The 20,734-nt window shown below is 51.7% G+C and carries 19 protein-coding genes; 12 read left to right on the top strand and 7 right to left on the bottom strand.

Annotation, left to right across the window (positions count from 1 at the left end):
- Positions 1-14: 14 nt before the first annotated feature.
- From AK95_RS28090 to AK95_RS28080, 3 genes are all read left to right on the top strand, one after another.
- A complete protein-coding gene (locus tag AK95_RS28090) occupies positions 15-515 on the top strand; it encodes a TRAP transporter small permease (RefSeq protein WP_071223208.1) in 501 nt (166 codons plus the stop codon).
- Positions 515-1,795, top strand: coding sequence for a TRAP transporter large permease (locus AK95_RS28085; RefSeq protein ID WP_071223207.1), 1,281 nt, complete (start codon positions 515-517; stop codon positions 1,793-1,795). Before AK95_RS28090 ends, AK95_RS28085 begins: the two co-directional genes overlap by 1 nt.
- A 77-nt stretch (positions 1,796-1,872) precedes the next feature.
- A complete protein-coding gene (locus AK95_RS28080) occupies positions 1,873-2,535 on the top strand; it encodes a class II aldolase/adducin family protein (protein ID WP_071223206.1) in 663 nt (220 codons plus the stop codon).
- A 123-nt stretch (positions 2,536-2,658) separates the two neighbouring features.
- On the opposite strand, the gene AK95_RS28075 is transcribed toward AK95_RS28080, so the two are convergent.
- On the bottom strand, positions 2,659-3,216 hold the full coding sequence (locus tag AK95_RS28075) for an HXXEE domain-containing protein (RefSeq protein ID WP_071223378.1): 558 nt from the start codon (positions 3,214-3,216) through the stop codon (positions 2,659-2,661).
- Between the two features lie 158 nt (positions 3,217-3,374).
- Positions 3,375-3,974 carry a TetR/AcrR family transcriptional regulator gene (locus AK95_RS28070; protein WP_071223205.1) on the bottom strand — a complete coding sequence of 200 codons (600 nt, stop codon included), beginning with the start codon at positions 3,972-3,974 and terminating at the stop codon, positions 3,375-3,377.
- 318 nt (positions 3,975-4,292) lie between these two features.
- On the opposite strand from AK95_RS28070, the gene AK95_RS28065 reads away from it, so the two are divergent.
- The 6 genes from AK95_RS28065 to AK95_RS28040 all read left to right on the top strand — a co-directional run bounded on the left by AK95_RS28065 (position 4,293) and on the right by AK95_RS28040 (position 11,690).
- The gene (locus tag AK95_RS28065) at positions 4,293-5,225 is read left to right on the top strand and encodes a carbohydrate ABC transporter permease (protein ID WP_071223204.1); all 933 of its coding nucleotides are present in this window, start codon (positions 4,293-4,295) and stop codon (positions 5,223-5,225) included.
- A complete protein-coding gene (locus tag AK95_RS28060; protein WP_071223203.1) occupies positions 5,222-6,046 on the top strand; it encodes a carbohydrate ABC transporter permease in 825 nt (274 codons plus the stop codon). Before AK95_RS28065 ends, AK95_RS28060 begins: the two co-directional genes overlap by 4 nt.
- 73 nt (positions 6,047-6,119) lie before the next feature.
- Positions 6,120-7,481, top strand: a complete 1,362-nt coding sequence (locus AK95_RS28055) for an ABC transporter substrate-binding protein (RefSeq protein WP_071223202.1) — start codon at positions 6,120-6,122, stop codon at positions 7,479-7,481.
- 421 nt (positions 7,482-7,902) lie between these two features.
- The gene (locus AK95_RS28050; protein ID WP_071223201.1) at positions 7,903-9,087 is read left to right on the top strand and encodes a sugar diacid recognition domain-containing protein; all 1,185 of its coding nucleotides are present in this window, start codon (positions 7,903-7,905) and stop codon (positions 9,085-9,087) included.
- 131 nt (positions 9,088-9,218) lie between these two features.
- The gene (locus tag AK95_RS28045) at positions 9,219-10,487 is read left to right on the top strand and encodes a GntP family permease (protein WP_071223200.1); all 1,269 of its coding nucleotides are present in this window, start codon (positions 9,219-9,221) and stop codon (positions 10,485-10,487) included.
- 60 nt (positions 10,488-10,547) lie between these two features.
- A complete protein-coding gene (locus AK95_RS28040) occupies positions 10,548-11,690 on the top strand; it encodes a glycerate kinase (protein WP_071223199.1) in 1,143 nt (380 codons plus the stop codon).
- 102 nt (positions 11,691-11,792) lie between these two features.
- Here AK95_RS28040 and AK95_RS28035 read toward each other — a convergent pair whose 3' ends face one another.
- Entirely contained in the window at positions 11,793-12,053 is a 261-nt protein-coding gene (locus AK95_RS28035; protein WP_071223198.1) for a hypothetical protein, read from the bottom strand.
- A gap of 145 nt (positions 12,054-12,198) precedes the next feature.
- Positions 12,199-13,074: a LysR family transcriptional regulator gene (locus AK95_RS28030; RefSeq protein WP_071223197.1), complete on the bottom strand. Its 876-nt coding sequence runs from the start codon at positions 13,072-13,074 to the stop codon at positions 12,199-12,201.
- Between the two features lie 132 nt (positions 13,075-13,206).
- Here AK95_RS28030 and AK95_RS28025 point away from each other — a divergent pair, with 132 nt between their 5' ends.
- The gene (locus AK95_RS28025; protein ID WP_071223377.1) at positions 13,207-14,127 is read left to right on the top strand and encodes an NADP-dependent oxidoreductase; all 921 of its coding nucleotides are present in this window, start codon (positions 13,207-13,209) and stop codon (positions 14,125-14,127) included.
- 231 nt (positions 14,128-14,358) lie between these two features.
- Positions 14,359-15,252 (top strand): DUF4097 family beta strand repeat-containing protein, encoded by an 894-nt coding sequence (locus AK95_RS28020; protein WP_235613240.1) that lies wholly within the window; start codon positions 14,359-14,361, stop codon positions 15,250-15,252.
- 116 nt (positions 15,253-15,368) lie between these two features.
- Here AK95_RS28020 and AK95_RS28015 read toward each other — a convergent pair whose 3' ends face one another.
- From AK95_RS28015 to AK95_RS28005, 3 genes are all read right to left on the bottom strand, one after another.
- The gene (locus tag AK95_RS28015; protein ID WP_071223195.1) at positions 15,369-16,070 is read right to left on the bottom strand and encodes a MerR family transcriptional regulator; all 702 of its coding nucleotides are present in this window, start codon (positions 16,068-16,070) and stop codon (positions 15,369-15,371) included.
- A 123-nt stretch (positions 16,071-16,193) separates the two neighbouring features.
- Entirely contained in the window at positions 16,194-17,066 is an 873-nt protein-coding gene (locus tag AK95_RS28010; RefSeq protein ID WP_071223194.1) for an alpha/beta fold hydrolase, read from the bottom strand.
- Between the two features lie 205 nt (positions 17,067-17,271).
- Positions 17,272-17,898, bottom strand: a complete 627-nt coding sequence (locus tag AK95_RS28005) for a CGNR zinc finger domain-containing protein (protein WP_071223193.1) — start codon at positions 17,896-17,898, stop codon at positions 17,272-17,274.
- Between the two features lie 324 nt (positions 17,899-18,222).
- Here AK95_RS28005 and uvrA point away from each other — a divergent pair, with 324 nt between their 5' ends.
- The gene (gene uvrA, locus AK95_RS28000; protein WP_071223192.1) at positions 18,223-20,724 is read left to right on the top strand and encodes an excinuclease ABC subunit UvrA; all 2,502 of its coding nucleotides are present in this window, start codon (positions 18,223-18,225) and stop codon (positions 20,722-20,724) included.
- Positions 20,725-20,734 lie beyond the last annotated feature (10 nt).

Genomic DNA, 20,734 nt, shown 5'->3' with positions numbered 1-20,734 from the left:
AGGGGGGATAAGCCATGCGGCAGACATTAAAAGTGATCGATACGCTGAACAAACTCGTGGGCATCGCAGTGGCCATGATCCTGGGTGTCATGTCCATCCTGATTATCATGCAGATTATTTACCGGATTGTCGGGTATCCGCTTCACTGGTCCGAGGAGCTGGCCAGATACTTGATGGTATACCTTGTATTCCTGGGTTCCTCGCTGGCGCTGCGCCATCATCGGCTGGTAGCGATCGAGCTGCTGCCGGAGCTGGTGAGTGAAGTCAACCGAAAGGTGATTCGAATCACCGTCATGGCGATATGCATCGTGTTTTTCATTCTATTGCTGGTCCAGGGCATCGACATTCTGGGCCGGGTCTCCGTGCAATCGTCGGCAGCGATGGGGCTTAGCATGTCGATTCCTTATGCAGCCATTCCGATTGGAGCGGTGCTGCTCATCATGAATGCGGTAGCGGTCATTCTGGAAACGATCGTGTCCGATACCGTACCGCAAGCGAAGGAGGAAGGATTATAATGCCTATCATACTGTTTGGATGTCTGATCCTGTTCTTCGCCATCAGTGTTCCGATTGCCGTTTCGATGGGGATGGCGTCGGCTGTAGCAATCTGGTGGGAAGGCGGCACGCCGCTGCTTGTACTGGTCCAGCGTTCGTTCACGTCTACGGATTCATTCCCGCTGATGGCGATTCCCTTCTTTGTGTTTGCGGGTACCTTGATGGAATTTGGCGGGATTTCCAGACGATTGGTGAATCTGGCGAATGCACTTACAGGCCATTTGCCGGGCGGACTTGGACTCGTCACAATTGTAACCTCGATGTTCTTTGCCGCCATATCCGGTTCCTCCGCCGCGGCAACCGCGGCGCTGGGCAGCATCCTGATTCCGGCCATGATCTCCCGGGGTTATCATAAGAACTTTACGGGGGCTCTTCAAGCGACGTCCGGTGAGTTGGGGGTTATCATTCCGCCAAGCATTCCGTTGATTCTATACGGAGTAGCTGCCGAAACTTCCATCGGCGATCTGTTTATGGCGGGTCTCATTCCGGGAATCATGATTGGTTTATCGCTGATGATTGCCGTTTATATTATTGCGAAACGAAAAGGTTATGCGCGCGAGAAGAGAAAGACGCCGGCAGAAGTATGGCAGGCCTTCAAGGAGTCCTTCTGGGCCGTCCTTATGCCGATCATCATTCTCGGCGGAATTTACGGCGGAATCTTTACGCCGACCGAAGCCGCGGGCGTTGCCGTTGCGTATGCATTCATTGTCGGCGTATTTGTGTATAAGGAGATTAAATTCTCCAAGCTGATAAATATTCTAACGCAATCCACGATTACGACATCCGTGATTATGTTTATCATTGCAAGCGCGGGGTTGTTTAGCTGGATCATGACGCGTGAAGGAATTCCCCAGGCGGTTGCAGGTTTCTTCGTGAACATATCCGATAACCCGATCGTGTTCCTGTTACTGGTCAACGTATTCCTGCTGATCGTGGGCATGTTTATGGAATCCAATGCGTCGATCATTATTCTGGCACCGCTGCTGGCGCCGGTAGCGGCCGAATTCGGGATCGACCCGACGCATTTCGGGATTATTATGATCGTCAACCTGGCGATCGGGATGTGCACGCCGCCGCTCGGCATTAATCTGTTCATATCGGCCCAGATCGCAAAGATCCGGCTGGATCAGATCGCAAAAGGCATGGTGCCGTTCTATATTGTGTTGATCATTGACCTGATGCTGATCACGTATCTTCCGCAATTGTCGATGTTCCTGCCGAATCTGTTAGGCGGTAAATAAGAAGTACGTCAGTTGATGTTCATCTAGCAAGCGATTTATGGAGAAGTATCTAAACTTTATTACAGGAGGTAGATGTCATGGCTAGTGTAGAAACGATTAGAAAAGAACTGCAGCACACCGGTAAATATATGATGCAATACGACCTCGCGTGGGGCAATGCGGGGAATATCTCCGCCAGAACGGAAGGGGACCGTTATGTGGTGACGGCCAGCGGGACTTTTCTTGGCGAACTGGAGGAAGCAGACTTGATCGAATGTGATCTGTCCGGGAACGTGTATGGGGCAGAAGGGCGCAAACCGTCCAAAGAAACACCCATGCATCGGGCGATTTACGAAAGCCGTCCGGAGATCGGAGCGGTGCTCCATGCTTCTCCGTTCTATACTACGCTGATTGCCTGCTCCGACCTGGAGCTTCCGTCCAATATGTTCGTCGAGACGATGTATTATATTGAGCGAATCGAACGTGTGCCTTACTATCACCCGGGCAGTGACGCGCTGGGCCAGGGCGTCCGGGAAAAGGCAAAACTCGCCAATGTGCTGCTCCTCGAGAACCACGGTGTGGTTATTTATGACACGTCCATTCGCGAAGCGCGAATGGCCTTACAAACGCTGGAGATGGCCAGCCGCATGCTGATTACTTCGATGAGCGCCAAGGTGGGGATTCAGGGTCTTGGACCGGAGACGGAGCGGGATTTTCTGGAGAAGGCGGGTTATAAGCCTAGACGCAATTGGAGTTTGTAGGATTAGCGAAAGAGTTGAGAAGAATGCTTCCGGATGATCCGGAAGCATTCTTTTTTGAGATTCAATAAGATGCGCATTGAACGTTGAGTAGTCGCTTTTCTTCTACATATTGCTTGTCGGAGCCTACATATTATTTATGCGAGGTGGTGCAACAGATTTTCCAAGCGTCAGACCCGTCCATACCAGCAGCAGGGTGATCGGCAGGGCGATGATGGTTCCGAGGGCGAGAGAAGTCATATCTATGATGTCTGCATGGAGGAGGCGATAGAGCGCATAAATCCCGTAGGGAATTTCAAGGAGGGCGGCTGTAATGACACCCGGGGTGTATGCCCACAGGGCGATCGACGCGCCCACATGTTTCACGCCATCCAGCAGGAACACCGTGACAAATCCCGCGAACAGCGCGTTGAATGGACTGCTGATTTCGAAGTTAAGAGACGTAAGGAGCGTTACGCTGGTGAGAATAAAGCCAATCAGCAGAACGGCAAAGGTGAATTGCAGGGTGATATTTTTATCCCACGGAGTGGAGACCGGCGAGATTTTGGATAGCACAGGGTTATTCTTGTTCTTCCTGAGCCACCGTTCCATCGTGGCAATCTCTTCTCCATCGTGAGTGAAAAATACAACCGGCAGCAGCCACAATATCATGACGATACTCCAATCTGACATGAATGACAGCATGATCTTCATTTCTCCCTTCAATCTACAATGTTTTCGATATCTAAATAAACTGAGTATACACTCAAATTCAAAGGATAAAAGAAGCTGATGCAGAGATGTTGTTTCTGTTCTGCGATCAGCTTTTCTACTCAATCCTTCCTGTGATGAACACCGGCGGCTTAGGATTCTTCAGTCAACCCATGCATCAGCAGCCGGACGAGCTCACGAATATACGATTCGTCCCCAAGCGGGAGCGTTTCCTGTCCGAAGCGGGTATGGAGCATGCAATAGACCAGGATGGAGGAGGTCATCATCATCATCGCGGTCTGAACCGTATGTTCTGGTTGATGCTTCGATCCCGCCGCCTGTTTGAGTATGCTGCTGCCTGCTGTCCCAATACCTCCGATCAGCTGTGACACTTCATTCGATACCTCGGCATCCCTTATGAGTTCCGGTGACCAAATGAGCATTAGATAATCCATGTTTGTCCTGAGGAACCCGAGATATGCCAAGCCGAATTGAAACAGGGCCTCCTCCGCAGGCAGCTTCGACAGTTCCCCCGCCTCCTCCTGAAGCTGTGTAACAAAGGAAAAATTGTTCACAAGGTAGAGCAGCAGCTTCCGTTTATCTCCGAAGTGGTAGAAGATCAGCCCTTCGGCTACGCCGCTTTCGGCGGCAATTTCTTTGGTTGTCGTTGCATGATATCCCTGATGGGAGAACAGCTTCAGAGCAGCGTTCAATATCCGTTCCTTCTTGGCATTTCGATTGGTTGCAGGCATAGGCAGATGGCTTCCTTTATTATGTAATGACGAATCTTAGAAAACTGAGTATTTACTCAATATTATAGTCACTTCCCAAGTATTGTCAACTTTCGAAATATCAAGGCATGGAATGTTCTAAATGTTCATTGTTATTGATAATAATGAAGGGAGGATGGTTAAGAGCATCTGCATATGTGATGGAGAAGAGGAGAATCACATCAATTGCTTGTCTGTTTTTCGGCATGCAGTTTATGTGTTTTTTTGTTCTCTTTTTTGCGAATCCTTGCGTCTTTTCGAATGGCAAAGCAGAAATTTTCGAAGAAAGGGGAATGTCGGTTGTCTAGTAATGAAAGCGTTTTACATGGCAAGAAACCTAAAAGCACAGCGGTAAGAAAAAGGCTCTGGGGTGAGCATGCTTTAGCTTATGGATTTCTGGCACCCTCCATCATCTTGTTTATGATGTTCTTGTTCTACCCGATGCTGAAATCGGTTTATCTCAGCATGACGATAACGGATCCGCGGGGTCAGGTTGTTGAATTTGTATGGTTGGAGAATTTTGTCCGGCTTCTATCAACTGATTCATTCTATAAGAATCTTGGCGTAACGCTGATGTTTATTTTGTTTACCGTGCCCACCTCATTGATCTGGTCGCTGTTTCTTGCCGCGATTACCCACAACAAGCTGCGAGGGATGAAGGTGTTTCAGTTTGTTTTCTCACTGCCGATTGTCATTTCCGTCGGGACCGGCTCGATTATATGGTTTCTGTTGTTTCATCCTACGGCGGGCATGCTGAACTATTTTCTAAGCTTCGTTCATCTGGGGCCGATCCCTTGGTTAACCGATCCTTCCTGGGCTCTGATCTCAATCTCGATCATGACGATCTGGATGAACATGGGGTTTCTGTTTATTGTGCTGTCCAGCGGTTTACAGGGAGTTCCGGAGGAAATATACGAAAGCGCCAAAATGGACGGCTCCGGGCCGATCCGGACATTTATCCAAATCGTACTGCCGCTGCTGTCGCCCACGATTTTCTTTGCCTTGATTGTATCGGTTATCGGTGCATTTCAAGCCTTCGGGCAAATTCACATTCTGACCAAGGGAGGCCCGATCAACTCCACGAATGTCATCGTTTACTCCATTTATCAGGATGCCTTCGTCAATTTCCGGTTTGGCATCGGCAGCGCACAGGCTCTGATCCTGTTTGCGATTATTCTGCTCCTTACACTGCTGCAGTTTAAAGTTCTGGAGAAGAAGGTGCATTATCAATGACCCTCCGCGGAATCACATCCCTGTTCACCTATCTGCTGCTTATCCTCCTGTCGTTGATTGTGTTATATCCGCTCATCTTTACGGTGTTCTCATCCTTTATGACCGAGAAGGAGGTAGCTAATTTTCCACCACCGCTGTTCCCGTCAAGCTTCTATCTGGGCAACTTTACGGAGGCCATCTCCGGCTTCCCGATCATTCGCTTCATTCTGAACAGCTTCATTGTCTCGACGGCCATCATGATCAGTCAGGTTATTACATCGAGTCTGGCCGCATACGCGTTTGCATTTCTGAATTTTAAGGGCAAGGCATTGCTGTTCGGGCTCTTCTTGTCAACGATGATGATTCCTTGGGAAGTCACAATTATTCCGAATTATCTGACCATTAAGGATTGGGGCTGGATGGACAGCTACCAGGGATTGATCGTGCCGTTTATGGCAGGGGCTTTTGGCGTGTTTTTACTGCGCCAGTTTTTTCTGCAGCTTCCGCGTGAGCTGTTTGATGCGGCCAAAATCGACGGATGCGGTCATATCCGCAGTTATTTGTCCATGGTGCTGCCGTTGTCCCGGTCTTCCATTGCCACCTTGGCGGTGTATACATTCCTCACGCACTGGAATCACTTTTTGTGGCCGCTTTTGATCACGAATCAGGCCTCGATGCGAACCGTACAGATCGGGGTGGCTATGCTGCAGCATGCTGAGGTAATGTCATGGAACCTGATTCTGGCCGGCGTGACCATCGTGCTGATTCCTTCCTTTGTGCTGCTGGCTTTTGGCGTCAAACAATTGGTGCGCGGAATTACTGCTGGCGCGTTGAAAGGTTAGTGCGGTGGTTGACCTGTCATATGCAGGTTTATCATAGGGTGCATTTTACGAACGAAAGGGGAAGGGATTACGGATGAGAAGAAGAACGAGGTTGGTAAGTATCTTGTTAGCTGCGATCATGCTGCTGGTTAGTGCATGTAACATTAACATGGGCGAGGAGCCTGAAAAGGGGACGGAACCCGTACCAAAGACGGAGGCTGGCACTCAAAAAGTGGTGTTCTGGCATGCGATGGGAGGAGCGACAACCAAGGTGGTTGATCAATTGGTCGCTAACTTTAACGCTTCGCAGGACAAGGTGCAGGTAGAGGCGGTGTATCAGGGAACCTATGATGACCTGTTAAGTAAACTGAAGGCGTCGATGGGTTCGAACGAGGGACCCTCCGTGGTCCAGATGTACGAGATCGGCAGCCGGTTTATGATCGATTCCAAACTAATTACACCCATGCAGGAGTTCATCGATGCGGATCAGTGGGATGTGTCGCAGCTGGAACCTAACATCAGCGGGTATTATACGTTTGATGATAAGCTGTATTCCATGCCTTTCAACTCCTCCAATCCGATACTGTATTACAATAAAGACCTGTTTAAGGATGCAGGACTCGACCCGGAAAATCCGCCCAAGACGTTTGAAGAACTGAAAGTCGCGGCAGACACGATATCGAAAAAAGGGAAAGCGGTAGGGGCGAATTTTGCTATATACGGTTGGTTTATGGAGCAGTTGTTTGCTAATCAGGGTGCGGAATATGTGAACAACGGCAACGGCCGGCATGCTCTGGCGACCGAGTCGCTCGTCAATACCGAGCCTGGCGTAAAGGTGCTGACTTGGTGGAAGGATCTGATCGACTCCAAGGCAGCCAATAACCTGGGACGTAAAACCGATGATTCCAAGAAGGCATTTTCGGCCGGTCAGGTCGCCATGATTCTGGACTCAACCGCAGCCTTGAAGGGACTTGTGGATAGTGCCGAGGGCAAGTTTGAAGTAGGCACAGGCTTCCTTCCGAAGCCGGAAGGAGCTGGAGAAGGTGGTGTTATCGTGGGCGGTGCAAGCCTGTGGATGATGAACAGTCGTCCTGAAGCAGAGCAAAAAGCCGCATGGGAGTTCATTAAATTCCTAACCTCTCCATCGGAACAGGCATACTGGCATATCAATACCGGGTATTTCCCGATTACCACGAAGGCGTATGAAGAAGAAAGCGTAAAGGAGAATCTGAAGAAGTTCCCGCAATTCCAGACGGCCATTGATCAGCTGCACCAGACGAAACTGGTTAAAGCGACCCAAGGTGCTGTGATGGGCGTATTTCCCGAGGCAAGACAGATTGTGGAAGGGGCGATTGAAGAAGTGCTGAACAACAAAAAGTCACCGCAGCAGGCACTGGATGACGCAGCAAAAGAAATTACGACCAAAATCCAGGATTATAACCGTACCGTGAAATAGCATAGATGGGGAGCCTCAAACTCAGGTGAGACAGGGAGTAACAAACCGATCCATGAGGATCGGTTTGTTGGTTCGCAGCATGAAATGCTCAGCCAACAAACGATTCACCGGCAGTCCTCAACCGCAAGCGACGGAATCATGATTACATGCGTTCTCTTGAGGCCATACTGGTGGTGTTTGAGTTTACAAAAGAAACGCGAGAGCGTATACTCAGACAAAATAACCGTTAATTATAGTACCTCACCGAATAACAGCCACCCGTGAGGAAATACCCTTCCTCGTGTTAACACTCACATTTAGGGCGTATATAACGTTATTCCAAGCTGAATGCCCCTATCCCGGCAAGAATGCGATTAATCGCGCTTATCGGATGGAGGGCGTTTTTTCATATTGTGGCGAACATAGACAGGGGATAGACAAGATGAGCAGATTGACGAAGGAATTGGCGCAAGAAATTGTAACGCGGACGATGCAAGTGATTCATTATAATGTGAACGTCATGGATGAACGGGGGCGGATTATCGGTTCTGGCGACCGCTCGCGCTTATATCAGAAGCATGAAGGGGCGCTCATTGCGATTGAGAGGAAGGGTCGCTTCGAGATTGACGAGGAAAGCGCCCGCAAGCTGCAAGGGGTGCTGCCCGGAACGAATCTGGCCATTCACTTCCAGGGCGAAGTTGTTGGGGTCATCGGCATCACCGGCGATCCGAACGAGGTGACCAAGTACGGCGAGCTGGTGAAAATGACGGCGGAAATGTATTTGGAGCAAGCAGATCTGCTGGAAAAAGCCCAATGGGATAAGCGGATGAAGGAGGATTTCCTTCTGTCCGTCATTCATGCGGACGGCAAGGATAATGCCATGCTGCGCCTCCAGGCGGAACGGATTGGCTTCCATCCGGATAAGGCGCGGGTTGCGTGCATTATGGAGCTGACCGGTGCGCAGGACGCGAGTTCATTGTCTACGCTCAAGCAGGTGGCCGAATTATTGGAGGGTCGGCCCGCCATCGACCTGATCGCCATTCACAATACGCGCCAAATCGTGTTGTATAAGCCCCATCTCCATCCGCGGGAGCCGAACGCCGATATATGCGAGGGCATCCGTCACATTCGCAGGCTGCTGGAGGAGAAGCGGATTGCGCCGCTCCGCATTGCGGTTGGCAAGGCGTATGCCGGCATCGACGGCTTAATCGCATCTTACCGTTCCGCGCAAGATACGATGCGGGCAGGCCAGGCGATATTCCCGGAGCAGACGGTATACTACAGCGAAGATATGCCGAATGAGACCGTGGCAGCGAACGTTACGCCCTCGTGGGTGGCGGAAGAGCTGAAGCGGTTATGGTGGCGATTCGCGCAGGAGGACAAGAGCGGGGAATTGCAGCAGACACTGGAGGCCTATTACGATGAGAACGGCGAGCAGCAGCGCATCGCCGAGCGGCTGTCGATTCACCGGAATACGCTTCGCTACCGGCTGCAGCGCATTCATGAGGCGACCGGCAAAGACCCGAAGCATTTTCGCGATTTATATACGCTGATGACGGCCCGCTGGCTAAGCGCGCTGGAAGAGAGGAAGCCGGAGAGTGAGCGCGTCTGGAAGGAACATGCATGATTTGTGCATTTGAACAAAAAACATGTTCTATAAAGCGCTTTATTTCATTTTTATGCATGATGAAGCGCTTTCAGATTACAGGTACAGTAACAGTATAACGAATTGAGACAACACATTAGGGGGTCTTGACTATGGACGTATCTGTAACTGTACTTGGTGCTTTGACGGCATTGGTTGTGGCGATTGTGCTTATATTGCGTAAAGTCCCTCCTGCCTATGGCATGATGATTGGGGCACTTGCCGGGGGAATCGTCGGCGGAATCGGGCTGGTTGATTCGGTGAATTTGATGATGGATGGCGCGAAGGGCATGATTCCGGCCGTGCTGCGCATCCTGGCAGCCGGCGTGCTTGCCGGCGTCCTGATTGAATCGGGCGGCGCGAAGACGATTGCCGAAACGTTGGTCCGCAAGTTCGGGGAGACGCGTGCGCTGTTTGCGCTGGCGTTCGCGACGATGGTACTGACGGCGGTCGGCGTATTTATCGACGTCGCGGTCATTACGGTGGCGCCGATTGCGATCGCGATTGCGCAGCGCGCCGACTTGTCCCGCATGGCGATATTGCTCGCCATGATCGGCGGCGGGAAGGCCGGCAACATTATGTCGCCGAATCCGAACGCCATCGCGGCAGCAGACGCATTCCATATTCCACTGACATCGATGATGATGGCAGGAATCATACCGGCTGTCCTTGGGCTGTTTGCCACTTATCTGATCGCGAAGCGCCTGTCCAAAAAGGGAACGAAGATTACGGGCCAGGAAAGCGTAGACGACGGCGCTCAGCAGCTTCCGAGCTTCTTGGCGGCGATGATGGCTCCAATCACGGCGATTGTGCTGTTGGCACTACGCCCGCTGGCCGGCATCGTCATCGATCCGGTGATCGCGCTTCCGGTCGGCGGCCTCGTCGGGGCTTTGTGCATGGGCCGCATCAAGCAGATCAATCAATTTGCGGTATCGGGCTTGGGCAAAATGTCGGGCGTGGCTATCATGCTGCTCGGCACGGGGACGTTGGCCGGCATTATATCGAATTCGCAATTGAAGGATGTCATCATCGATAGTCTGGCCTCCTCCGGCTTGCCGGCTTACTTGCTTGCACCGATAAGCGGCGCGTTCATGTCCTTGGCCACCGCTTCGACAACAGCGGGTACCGCGGTCGCCAGCTCGGTGTTCGGCTCGACGATTATGGAGCTTGGTGTTGCATCCCTGGGCGCTGCGGCGATGATTCACGCCGGGGCGACCGTCTTCGACCATATGCCGCACGGCAGCTTCTTCCACGCAACGGGCGGAAGCGTCAATATGGTGATGAAGGAGCGGCTGCGTCTTATTCCGTATGAGACTGCAATCGGTCTCGTCCTGGCCGTCGTATCGACATTGGTGTTCGGCGTGTTCGGCTGGTTCTTGTAATCTGCGGCAAAATGATTGTTCAGACAGTTGGTTAAGACTGACGGAGAGGGAGTGGAGAGAATGAAGGTTGTAATTGCTCCAGACTCATTTAAAGAGAGTTTATCCGCATTAGAGGCATGCCATGCCATAGAGAAGGGATTGCGCGCCGTGTATCCCGAAGCGGATATCGTCAATGTGCCGATGGCCGACGGCGGGGAGGGCACGGTGCAGTCTTTGGTGGATGCGACAGGTGGACGATTGGTTCACACCGAAGTGACGGGACCGCTTGGCACCCCCGTGACCGCGTTCTACGGCATACTTGGTGACGGGAAGACCGCGATTATTGAAATGGCGGCCGCCTCGGGACTAGCGCTTGTGCCGCCGGGGCAGCGCAATCCGCTCGCGACGACGACGCGCGGGACCGGCGAGCTTATTACGTCGGCGCTGAACGAAGGCGTCAGCACGATTATTCTCGGCTTGGGCGGCAGCGCCACGAACGACGGCGGCGCTGGCATGGCGCAGGCGATCGGGGTGCGGCTGCTTGACGCCGATGGCTCGGAAATTGGCCATGGCGGCGGAGAGTTGCATCGCATTGCCCGCATCGATACGGGCGGAGCCGATCCACGGCTGAAGCAGGTTGCCTTCGTGGCCGCGTGCGATGTGGACAATCCGCTGACCGGCGAGCGCGGCGCCTCGGCCGTGTTTGGCCCCCAAAAAGGCGCCGATCCGGCCATGGTACAGCAGCTTGACGGCAATCTCGCCCATTATGCGGCGATGATTAAGTCATGCTTGGGCCGCGACGTGGCCATGATTCCCGGCGCTGGCGCAGCCGGAGGGCTTGGCGCCGGTATGCTCGCATTTTTGGCCGCTGAGTTGAAGCGGGGCGTGGATATTGTTATCGAAGCGACGGGGCTGGATTCGCATGTGAAGGATGCGGATCTCGTCATTACGGGAGAAGGCCGCATCGACGGCCAGACGATTTACGGCAAAACGCCGATGGGCGTGGCCAAGACGGCCAAGCGGTACGGAGTGCCGGTCATCGGCATCGCGGGCTCGCTTGCGGACGGGCATGAAGCGGTGCTTGAGCATGGTATCGATATGGTGTTCACGATCGTGCCCGGCGTATGCAACCTGGACGATGCGATAAGACAAGCCGCCGCCAATATGGAGCGTACCGTGCGCAATATGGCGATGACGTTAAAATGCGGCAGCAAGTTGGCTTGAATAAGATGACGATTAGAGACGGGCATGATGGGATTCGAGTATAGGATTTGAATGCCAATCCTGTTGCTTTGGCATTCGGATCTAACGTAAGCATCCAAGAGTTTACGTTAGATCCGGTACTTTAGGGGCCGTTCCATAAGTAAGTCTGCTTACTCGATGAGACGGCTCAATGGATGAAAAAATATCAAAAAATGGCGGTTCCAGGGAGGTCAGTCCTGTACCGCCATTTCTGTCTTTGACGTAATCCTCCTGGGCAAGAAACTGAAGCACGCTCAAGAAGATTTTATCCAGTGAGTATCTGAACGGCGTAGCGGAGAGGACAAATCGATACCGGACAAGCGTCAGCGCTCGCCTCTGCCCCATATTTCATCCTTGTTCAAAACCATTCCAAGAAATGTGGGGGCAACAGCGATGGGAGGAACGATTGGTAGACGGAGCGTCTTCTAACAGCAAGAAGAGGGCCTCCGGCAAGATTTAAGATCTTTTGGGACAGCTCCTTGCGGTCGTCTTACCGTGATTCTGCGTAATATTCCACGAGAAAATCACGGAAAGAAATCGCGGCCTTGGACAAGTACCTGGATTCCAGCCATGCTATTTGGAATATGCGGCGGGCCTGAGGCTCGTCAATGCTCAGCTTCGTCAGCTTTAATTCCTCGCCGCTTCTGCATTCCCCGATTAAAGCCACGCCAAATCCGGAACGTACCAGATCGGCTATGGTTCCGGGGTCCTCCACCTCGCAGACGACTTTCGGCAGAAAACCGGCTTGTTTGCAAAACTCATTGTTCATCTTCTGATACGGATGACCTTCTTTATAACCGACAAACGATTCACCTGCAGCCTCGCTTAAGTGAATTTGATTTTTTTCGGCTAAGCGGTGAGTGGGGGGGACGGCCAAGAACACCTCTTCGACGAGTAAAGGCAAGCTGCGTATATCCGGGTGCCGGATGGGCATGGAGGTGAGAAAGAAATCAACCTCGTTATGTTCAATCGTCTGAACCATATCCTCCATCGAAGACTGGATGATATGAAAGTTGACCTTCGGATGTTTGCTTAGAAACAATCTTAAGGGCTCGCGGAGCTGCTCCATGTTGGATAAGGCCAAATGAATACGCCCATGCTCCAGTCCCGCCAGATCCTCGACTTCACGCCGTCCCTCCTCCAGCAGCTGCAGGGCTGCTCTGGCTTTGGTCAAAAATGCTTTGCCATACGGATTGAGGCGGATCTGCCGGCCTTGGCGTTCGAATAACGGAGCGCCAAGATCCTCCTCAAGTCTGGCAATGGTCTTGCTGAGCGCCGGCTGAGCAATATGGAGCTCCTCTGCGGCTTTGGTCATATGTTCAAGTCTTGCTACGGTTACAAAATACTTCAGCTGTAACATTTCCATTCCGGTTCACCGTCCTCGCTTATATACTCCAGTATATGTATACATAGACATTTTTGTATTTTTTATTATCTATCGATGATTATAGAATGATCTCAGAAACAAGATCAAGAGATTCATGAAAGGATGATCGATATGAAAGCCGTGGCGTTTAGTACGATTGGACCGCCGGATGTCCTGCATGTCATGGAATTTGAAGATCCTCAGGCCGGTAGCGGTCAGATCAGAGTTAAAATCAAGGCAGCTGGCGTACAGCCAGCCGACTGCGGGATAAGGGGAAGCGGCTGGGCGCCCCCTAATGTGACATTGCAGATGCCGCAAATTCTGGGCAATGAGTTCGCCGGAACGATAGATCAGGTAGGTGAGGGGGTCAGAGGCTTTGAGGTTGGCGAGGACGTCATTGGCTGGTCTTTACTCGCCTGTTACGCGGAGTATGTCGTGGTTGACGCAGATCAAGTGGTTCGTAAACCGGATTCGATGCCGTGGGAAGAAGCGGGCGTGCTGACTGCATCGGGGCAAACTGCCCATACGGCCCTTCAGGCGTTAGGAATCGGTGAAGGCGATACCGTCCTGATTCATGCGGCAGCAGGTGGCGTCGGTTCTTTCGCCGTCCAGCTCGCTCGTGCCTGGGGAGCCCGGGTCATCGGAACGGCAAGCGAGCGAAATCATGATTATCTTCGTTCACTGGGTGCTGTTCCTGTTGTTTATGGTCCAGGCCTTGTAGACCGGGTCAAAGCCGCCGCCCCAGAGGGAGTCAGTGCCGCGCTGGATGCCGCTGGCGAAGAAGCGCTGCTGGCCTCGTTGGAGCTTGTCGGCGACCGGAGCCGCATCGGCACGATTGTAGCCTTCGATCGGGTAGAAGAGCTGGGGGTTCTCGCGATCCGCAGTCAGCGATCCAAGGATCGATTGGCCGAACTGGTTCAGTTATATGAACAAGGCAAACTGCAGATCCATGTGTTCCGGGCGTTTTCGCTGAGCGAAGCAGCAGAAGCTCATCGCACTGTGGAGTCCGGCCACGTTCGGGGGAAGGTCGTGCTGCGGATAGACCAGCCATGAGATGAAAGTCATCGCCTTTGTCCCCGAATTTCAGCCGTTACAAAACAACAATCGACATTTGGGGGCAGCGGCGATGGGAGGGTGATTCGAATGCCGCAGCGTCATACAAAAGACGGAGGAGACGTCCCAGACTAAGGTCCAGGTAGAAACTGGTCCGTGGCAGCGTGTTAACTTTTTCCTTCACGATATAATGAACATATACATAAAGAGGGAATGGACGTGGAGGAATTTATGAAGAAACAGAGTATGATGGCAGTGAAAATCTCATCGCTGTTGATATTTGCTGTCCTGGTAGGATGCGATGCCGCTAATAATGCGGAGGAAGCAGTAAAGCGGGAGCTTGATCAATTGGCACAAGTCGGGAATTTGGCCGGCGATTCAGCGCTAGCTATCAGTGATCAAGTAAAGCGGGAAGGGAAAGAGTTTGAGTTGACGACGGCTCAGGAAGCAGGGACAGCCGAGGGATTGGCCATCGATCATGCGGTAGGCAATATTGAGCTCATCGCTGTACCCGGTAATGAGATCAAAGTAAAAACCACCGTGTGGTTTAACGAAAGCTTCTTCAAGAATGACAACATTCGTACCCAGGTTACGGAGCAGGCCGCTACTTCTTTTACGCTCAAGGACGACATCCTGGAATTAAGAACGCACCCTAGGGAGGACTCCAGCAAGAGTTTATGGGATTGGTCGCAGAAGCAATTTGGCGACTCCGGATTCATGATAGATTATGTAATCGAAGTGCCGGAAGACATGCAGAATATCCGCATCAAGAATGATGTAGGGAAGATTCGGGTGAACGAATTGAAGGGGGCTTTTGAACTCCAGTTGGGAGCCGGGGAAATTCAGCTGGCCAAAACGGAAATCACGGGCAATTCCAAGATCGTATCCGAGGCGGGCAGCGTGAAACTGGATCTTGAGCAGATCGATAAGGACAGCATGTTGACGGCCAACACATCGGCAGGCAGCATCACGGCCACGTTTGCGCCGTCCATGAAATACACGCTGGATACTGAAACCGAGCTTGGACAGATTACTGGAGCAAGCCGGGGGCAGAGCGACGTAAACGGCGGGGGAGCGAAAATATTCCTGACGACCTCTGTAGGTTCCATTAAAGTTAATCCATAATCGGCACATGATGAGGGGGATCAAGGATCCTTAAACATAAAAAAACAATCATGGATCTAGTTCATCCTTGATTGTTTTTTTGTATGTTAAACAACAGTGTACACAGGGAGTGGGCTTTACATTAATTTCAGGACTTGGCACAGCTGATATAGATAGTGCACGCCGCGTATTTGGTTATGGTTGCGATAGTTGAGGTATACAAGCGTGTCCTTGAGCACGCGTCTGGCATTATCAACTTGATGATGCTCGAGTTCATGCAGTACGTCTTTGATGACTTCCAGCGGGTAATTGGCCGAGCGAAGAATCCGAATGATCATGATCTGGCGGATCTGCGCGCCCTCGAACTTCCGATAGCCGTTTTCCCGATCCCGAGGCAGAATCAGGACGCCTTCCTTCTCCCAGTGGCGGATAGCCGAGGTCGGAACGCCGGTTTCGGCCGCAACCTCCCCGATAGTCAGCTCTCTTTTCCGCCCACGGGCATCGACAACGTCAAGCTGCTCGGTTTCCAGAATGCGGATGGTCCGCTCCGCGAGGACTTTATCCTGCTGCAGATTGGCCTGCACCTCGTTTACAATCCAGAGCGCTTCATCCAGCTCTTTCTCCTGCAGCTTGATCATTACTTGCTTTGTAACGTCTACACCGAAGCCGGGAAACATGGCTCTTATGCATTCGAAGTATGCGGCATGCTCCTCCGTATACACCCGGTATCCGTTCGGGGCACGCTTTGCAGGAGGGACAATGCCCCATTTTTCATAATGCTTGAGCGCACTTGTGGTAATCCCCAGTTTCTTGGCTATATCAATCGGTCTGATACCCATGACGGTCCCCCTTACCTCATGCAAGAATCTGTTTGAATACTTTTTTCTGGGGGATTGTATCATGAAGAACAGCCCAATGAAAAGCCTGCCGGGAAATTAGCTTATATCATTGTCATGCTCATATTATGAAGATTGACGTTCCAAGAATGCCCGGATGTAATCAATGATTTCTGGTCCATGTGACTCCAACGCAAAATGCCCGGCATCCTTCAGGATGTGAAGCTCGGCATCGGGCAGATCGCGCAGATACGGATGGGCCCCGTTCTCAGGGAAGATATGGTCGCCTTGCCCCCACACGATCAGGGTCGGCGGCTGCGCATCGCGGAAATACTGCTGCCAAGCCGGATATAAGGGAGGATTTGATCCGTAATCCAGAAACAAATCCAGTTGTATTTCCTGGTTCCCGGGCCGATCCAGCAGCGCTTGATCCAGCGTGTAGGTGTCGGGGCTGATGAGGGAGGTATCACGGACGCCATGGGTATATTGCCATTTTGTTGCCTCGATGCTGGTTAACCAGCGCAGGGCTTCGCGTTTATCCGGATTCGCGGGATCTTCCCAGTACGCTTTAATGGGATTCCAGAATTCCTCGAGCCCCTCCTCATAGGCATTGCCATTCTGTATGATCAGCCCCCGAACCCGCTCGGGATGGCGTGCTGCAATCCGGAATCCAACGGGTGCGCCGTAATCCATAAGGTAGACGTAGAAGCTCTTGATATTTAATTGAGCGAGCAATTCCTCGATGAGCTGACTGAAATGGTTAAAGCTGTACTGGAATTGATTATGGTCAGGCGCACTGCTGTAACCAAAACCAGGATAATCCGGTGCAATCACGTGGTACTGATCGGCAAGAGCCGGGATCAATTGACGATACATTTGACTGGAAGTCGGGAAACCATGCAGCAGCAGGACAACAGGCGAGCCGGGAGCCCCCGCTTCACGGTAAAAAATATCCAAACCTTCGATTCGAGCCGTGCGATACTGGATTTTATGATTCATCTGATAAATGCCTCCTTGAATTATCTACGAATTTTTATGATGCAATTGTTATGTAGAGCCTTTTGACTGGTCGTAATGATAAGAAGAAAACACCACCTTATTTTGTTTATTAACCATCTAAATACGATTAAGGGAATTATACATCCTAATTATTAACCTGTAAATCGTTATTTTGGGTATTAAAAAAGAATCTTAGATGATTTATCTAAGATTCCTTCGTTTGCTGCTGTTTCTGACGCTCCAGATAGGCAGCGACCTTCATGCGGTTCCCGCATGTTTTTGGGCTGCACCAGCGCCTTGTGCTATTTTTGCTATTGTCGTAAAAGCGAAGCACGCACGCCGGATTTTCGCATTTTTTCACCAATTTCAGGTCATGGGTAGTTAAAAAATCAACGGCAGATGCGGCGACCGGGGTCAACAGATCCAGCGGCTTGCGAAAAAGCATCCGGCTTTTGCGGCTGTACGCGTTCCCTTCTGCCACAAGCGTTGTGCGAAGGATTTGCTCCTTCAGCAGCCCATTGACATACTGCAGGCTAGCTTCCTTTGAGGTCTCGTTCACGCTGCCAGGCTGAATTAGATTAAAGAGATGGTCGCGGAGCAACCGGGCGGCTTCCACGATTCCAGCTTCCTCCTCGGAGCCGTTATATACCGCCTTGCGCAGGTTGCGCTCAACCTCGGACAGCAGGTTCGCCTTCACCATCCAATCCAATAAAGAATCGAATGTATCAAGCAAATCCAGGGGTTGTCCATCAACCGCAATCTTGGTATTCACGAAATCCAGCATCGGATGGTTGCCAATAAAATAAAATTCGGGTGCGATTTTTTTCGGCATGGTTACCGCTCTCCTCAAAACATACGATAAGTATTATTTGTAGCCCATTATATAGTCAATGCTGTGTTTATACAAATGAAACAGCATCAAACATTATACATAAACCTTAAAGCTCTGTGACGGCTTTTGATCTCGAAAACGGCGATAGATCAACCTTTTTCCGTTTGGAATTTTGTACTTGCATCAATGTTGTAAGATGGGTTTGTAAATTGAAGGATTGGAGTCAGGCTTCCAAAACGAAAGAGTAAAGCTTGCGAAGCGAGTTTTATTGCGAGGTTTCTCAATGAAGCTAAGCTCCACAAAACATTTAGGAGGTTGGGATATATGGAAGGAACGATTAAGATTCGCGGTGCCCGGGAGAACAATCTGAAGAATGTCTCGCTTGAAATCCCGAAGTACAAACTGGTTGTCATGACAGGTCCGTCCGGCTCGGGCAAGTCCACGCTCGCGATGGATACGCTGCAGCGGGAGTGCCAGCGGCAGTACATGGAATCCATGGGCATGGTGTCGGACTCGGTCAGCAAGCCGAAGGTGGATTCGATTGAAGGACTATCCCCGTCAATCAGCGTGGGACAGCACATTACGAACCGGAACCCGAGATCCACCATCGGAACGGTGACGGATATCTACACGCTGCTTCGAATTCTGTTTTCTAAGCTTGGTGAACGTACTTGTCCGTCGTGCGGCGATACGGTGATACCTCATGTGGAGGGAGAAGCCTATCACGGTCCGGCTGAGGAGGAAGAAATCAGCGATTCTCACGAGACGGTTCATTGTAGGCGATGCGGCCATGGTCTCGAAAAATTGACGATGTCGCATTTTTCCTTTAATAAGCCGGAAGGCGCATGCGAAACGTGCAGCGGACTCGGTCAAACGGTGAGTTTGAACATGGAGGCCGTGTTTCGTCCGGAACTAAGCTTAAGGGACGGCGGGGTGGCAACGTGGTACAGCGCTCTTACCGATTATAACACCACCATTCTGAAAGCGGCAGCCAAGTATTACGGGTTCACATTCGATGAGTTCATGCCGCTTCGGGACTATGACGAGGTTCAGCGTGCTCTCCTGTATTTCGGTGTAGAGAGTGAGCAGTTCAGCCGGCATTTTCCTGACGTCAAACCGCCGAAGTCCGTAGGACAAGGCAAGTACGAGGGTGTAGTCACCGGGATATGGAGAAGGTACCGGGAGAAGGGAAGCGAGTCTGGTGAAGCGTCCCTGTTTCATGAGCACCTCTGTCCGGATTGTCACGGAACGAAGCTGAAGGAGGACAGCCGCCGCGTCCGGGTGGATGGAGTCTCCATTAACGAAGTCAACGCCTGGTCGATCGGGGAAGCCTTAAATTGGATGGAGGCGCTGCTGAGGAAGCTGACGGAAGACCAATTAACAATTGTGGAACCGCTCATTCATGATTCCGTTGTCAGACTGAAACGCATTATGGATGTCGGGCTGGGTTACATGTCCATGGAGAGGCAGGTCGTCACAATGTCAGGCGGAGAAGCCCAGAGGCTTCGACTCGCATCGATTCTGGGATCTGGCCTGACAGGGGTACTGTACATTTTGGACGAACCGACAACGGGACTGCATCCCAAAGATACCAGGGGACTGATCCAGGTTCTGAAACAACTGAGGGATCTGGGCAACACGGTGCTCGTCATCGAGCATGACGAAGAAGTGATGCGGGCCGCCGACCATATCATTGATATCGGACCAGGTGCGGGAACGATGGGCGGTACGGTCGTCGGTCAAGGAACGCTGGAGGAGCTTATCCTTAATCCCACGTCCGTGACCGGATCCTACTTCCGGGAGAACACGATGCTTACGGCTCCGAACCGGCGCAGGGCTGGAAACGGAAGCCTGCTGACGATCGAGGATGCACATTTAAGAAATCTGAAACATATCACGACCTCTTTCCCGCTCGGCTGTCTCATATCGGTGACAGGCGTATCGGGATCTGGTAAATCCACGCTTTTGTTTGATCTTCTGGCGGAATCCGGAAGCGATCAATCAACTCCAAACGGCTGCAAGGCCATCACGGGTTGGGAATCGGTAGGGCAGCTGATTACGGTTGACCAATCACCGGTATCCCGAATGCAGCGCTCCAACATTGCTACGTATACCGATGTTTACACCCATATCAGAAACTGGTACGCCAGCTTGCCGGAAGCCAAGGAGAGTCAATTGACGGCCAAGCACTTTTCCTTTAATACACAAGGCGGGCGCTGCGAGACATGCCAAGGACTTGGCGTTGTGTCAGTGCATATGCACTTCCTTCCGGAGCTGGAGGTACGTTGTCCGGATTGTAAGGGCAAGCGGTTTAAGGAAGAGGTTCTGCGCGTGACCTATAACGGTTACACCATCTCCGACATTTTGGATATGACGATTGAGGAAAGTCTGTCGATTCTGGAGGATCGGCCGAAAATCATGGAATTGACCCGGCTGCTCTGCGATGTCGGGCTTGGGTATTTGAAGTGGGGGCAATCGGTGAGCACCTTATCCGGCGGTGAGGGACAGCGGATTAAATTGGCTAAGGAGCTGAGCAAAAAGACCAAAAACCACACGCTGTATTTGCTGGATGAGCCTTCAACCGGGCTTCACCCCGGAGATGTCCGGCAGCTGCTCGTTCTGTTGAACCGCTTGGTGGACGCGGGGAACACCGTGATTTTGGTTGAACACAATTTGGACCTGATCTGGCATTCGGATTGGCTCATCGATATCGGGCCTGGCGGAGGAGCTGCCGGCGGGTCTGTTGTGGCGACAGGAACGCCTGAGGAAGTAGCGGCTGTGGAAGCCTCGTTCACCGGCCGTTTTATCAAAGAAATCTATATGTGACGGATTGACG

Source organism: Paenibacillus sp. LC231, assembly GCF_001860525.1.
In the GTDB taxonomy this organism is placed as follows: domain Bacteria; phylum Bacillota; class Bacilli; order Paenibacillales; family Paenibacillaceae; genus Paenibacillus_AQ.
Note: the sequence above shows the minus strand (reverse complement) of the source record. Positions and strands in the feature narration are given on the sequence as shown.

What these genes read in the sequence shown, in the direction of transcription:
- AK95_RS28090 (WP_071223208.1), top strand. Translation starts at nt 15, where the DNA reads ATGCGGCAGACATTAAAAGTGATCGATACGCTGAACAAACTCGTGGGC.
- AK95_RS28085 (WP_071223207.1), top strand. Translation starts at nt 515, where the DNA reads ATGCCTATCATACTGTTTGGATGTCTGATCCTGTTCTTCGCCATCAGT.
- AK95_RS28080 (WP_071223206.1), top strand. Translation starts at nt 1,873, where the DNA reads ATGGCTAGTGTAGAAACGATTAGAAAAGAACTGCAGCACACCGGTAAA.
- AK95_RS28075 (WP_071223378.1), bottom strand. Translation starts at nt 3,216, where the DNA reads ATGCTGTCATTCATGTCAGATTGGAGTATCGTCATGATATTGTGGCTG.
- AK95_RS28070 (WP_071223205.1), bottom strand. Translation starts at nt 3,974, where the DNA reads ATGCCTGCAACCAATCGAAATGCCAAGAAGGAACGGATATTGAACGCT.
- AK95_RS28060 (WP_071223203.1), top strand. Translation starts at nt 5,222, where the DNA reads ATGACCCTCCGCGGAATCACATCCCTGTTCACCTATCTGCTGCTTATC.
- AK95_RS28055 (WP_071223202.1), top strand. Translation starts at nt 6,120, where the DNA reads ATGAGAAGAAGAACGAGGTTGGTAAGTATCTTGTTAGCTGCGATCATG.
- AK95_RS28050 (WP_071223201.1), top strand. Translation starts at nt 7,903, where the DNA reads ATGAGCAGATTGACGAAGGAATTGGCGCAAGAAATTGTAACGCGGACG.
- AK95_RS28045 (WP_071223200.1), top strand. Translation starts at nt 9,219, where the DNA reads ATGGACGTATCTGTAACTGTACTTGGTGCTTTGACGGCATTGGTTGTG.
- AK95_RS28040 (WP_071223199.1), top strand. Translation starts at nt 10,548, where the DNA reads ATGAAGGTTGTAATTGCTCCAGACTCATTTAAAGAGAGTTTATCCGCA.
- AK95_RS28035 (WP_071223198.1), bottom strand. Translation starts at nt 12,053, where the DNA reads ATGGGGCAGAGGCGAGCGCTGACGCTTGTCCGGTATCGATTTGTCCTC.
- AK95_RS28030 (WP_071223197.1), bottom strand. Translation starts at nt 13,074, where the DNA reads ATGGAAATGTTACAGCTGAAGTATTTTGTAACCGTAGCAAGACTTGAA.
- AK95_RS28025 (WP_071223377.1), top strand. Translation starts at nt 13,207, where the DNA reads ATGAAAGCCGTGGCGTTTAGTACGATTGGACCGCCGGATGTCCTGCAT.
- AK95_RS28020 (WP_235613240.1), top strand. Translation starts at nt 14,359, where the DNA reads ATGAAGAAACAGAGTATGATGGCAGTGAAAATCTCATCGCTGTTGATA.
- AK95_RS28015 (WP_071223195.1), bottom strand. Translation starts at nt 16,070, where the DNA reads ATGGGTATCAGACCGATTGATATAGCCAAGAAACTGGGGATTACCACA.
- AK95_RS28010 (WP_071223194.1), bottom strand. Translation starts at nt 17,066, where the DNA reads ATGAATCATAAAATCCAGTATCGCACGGCTCGAATCGAAGGTTTGGAT.
- AK95_RS28005 (WP_071223193.1), bottom strand. Translation starts at nt 17,898, where the DNA reads ATGCCGAAAAAAATCGCACCCGAATTTTATTTTATTGGCAACCATCCG.
- uvrA (WP_071223192.1), top strand. Translation starts at nt 18,223, where the DNA reads ATGGAAGGAACGATTAAGATTCGCGGTGCCCGGGAGAACAATCTGAAG.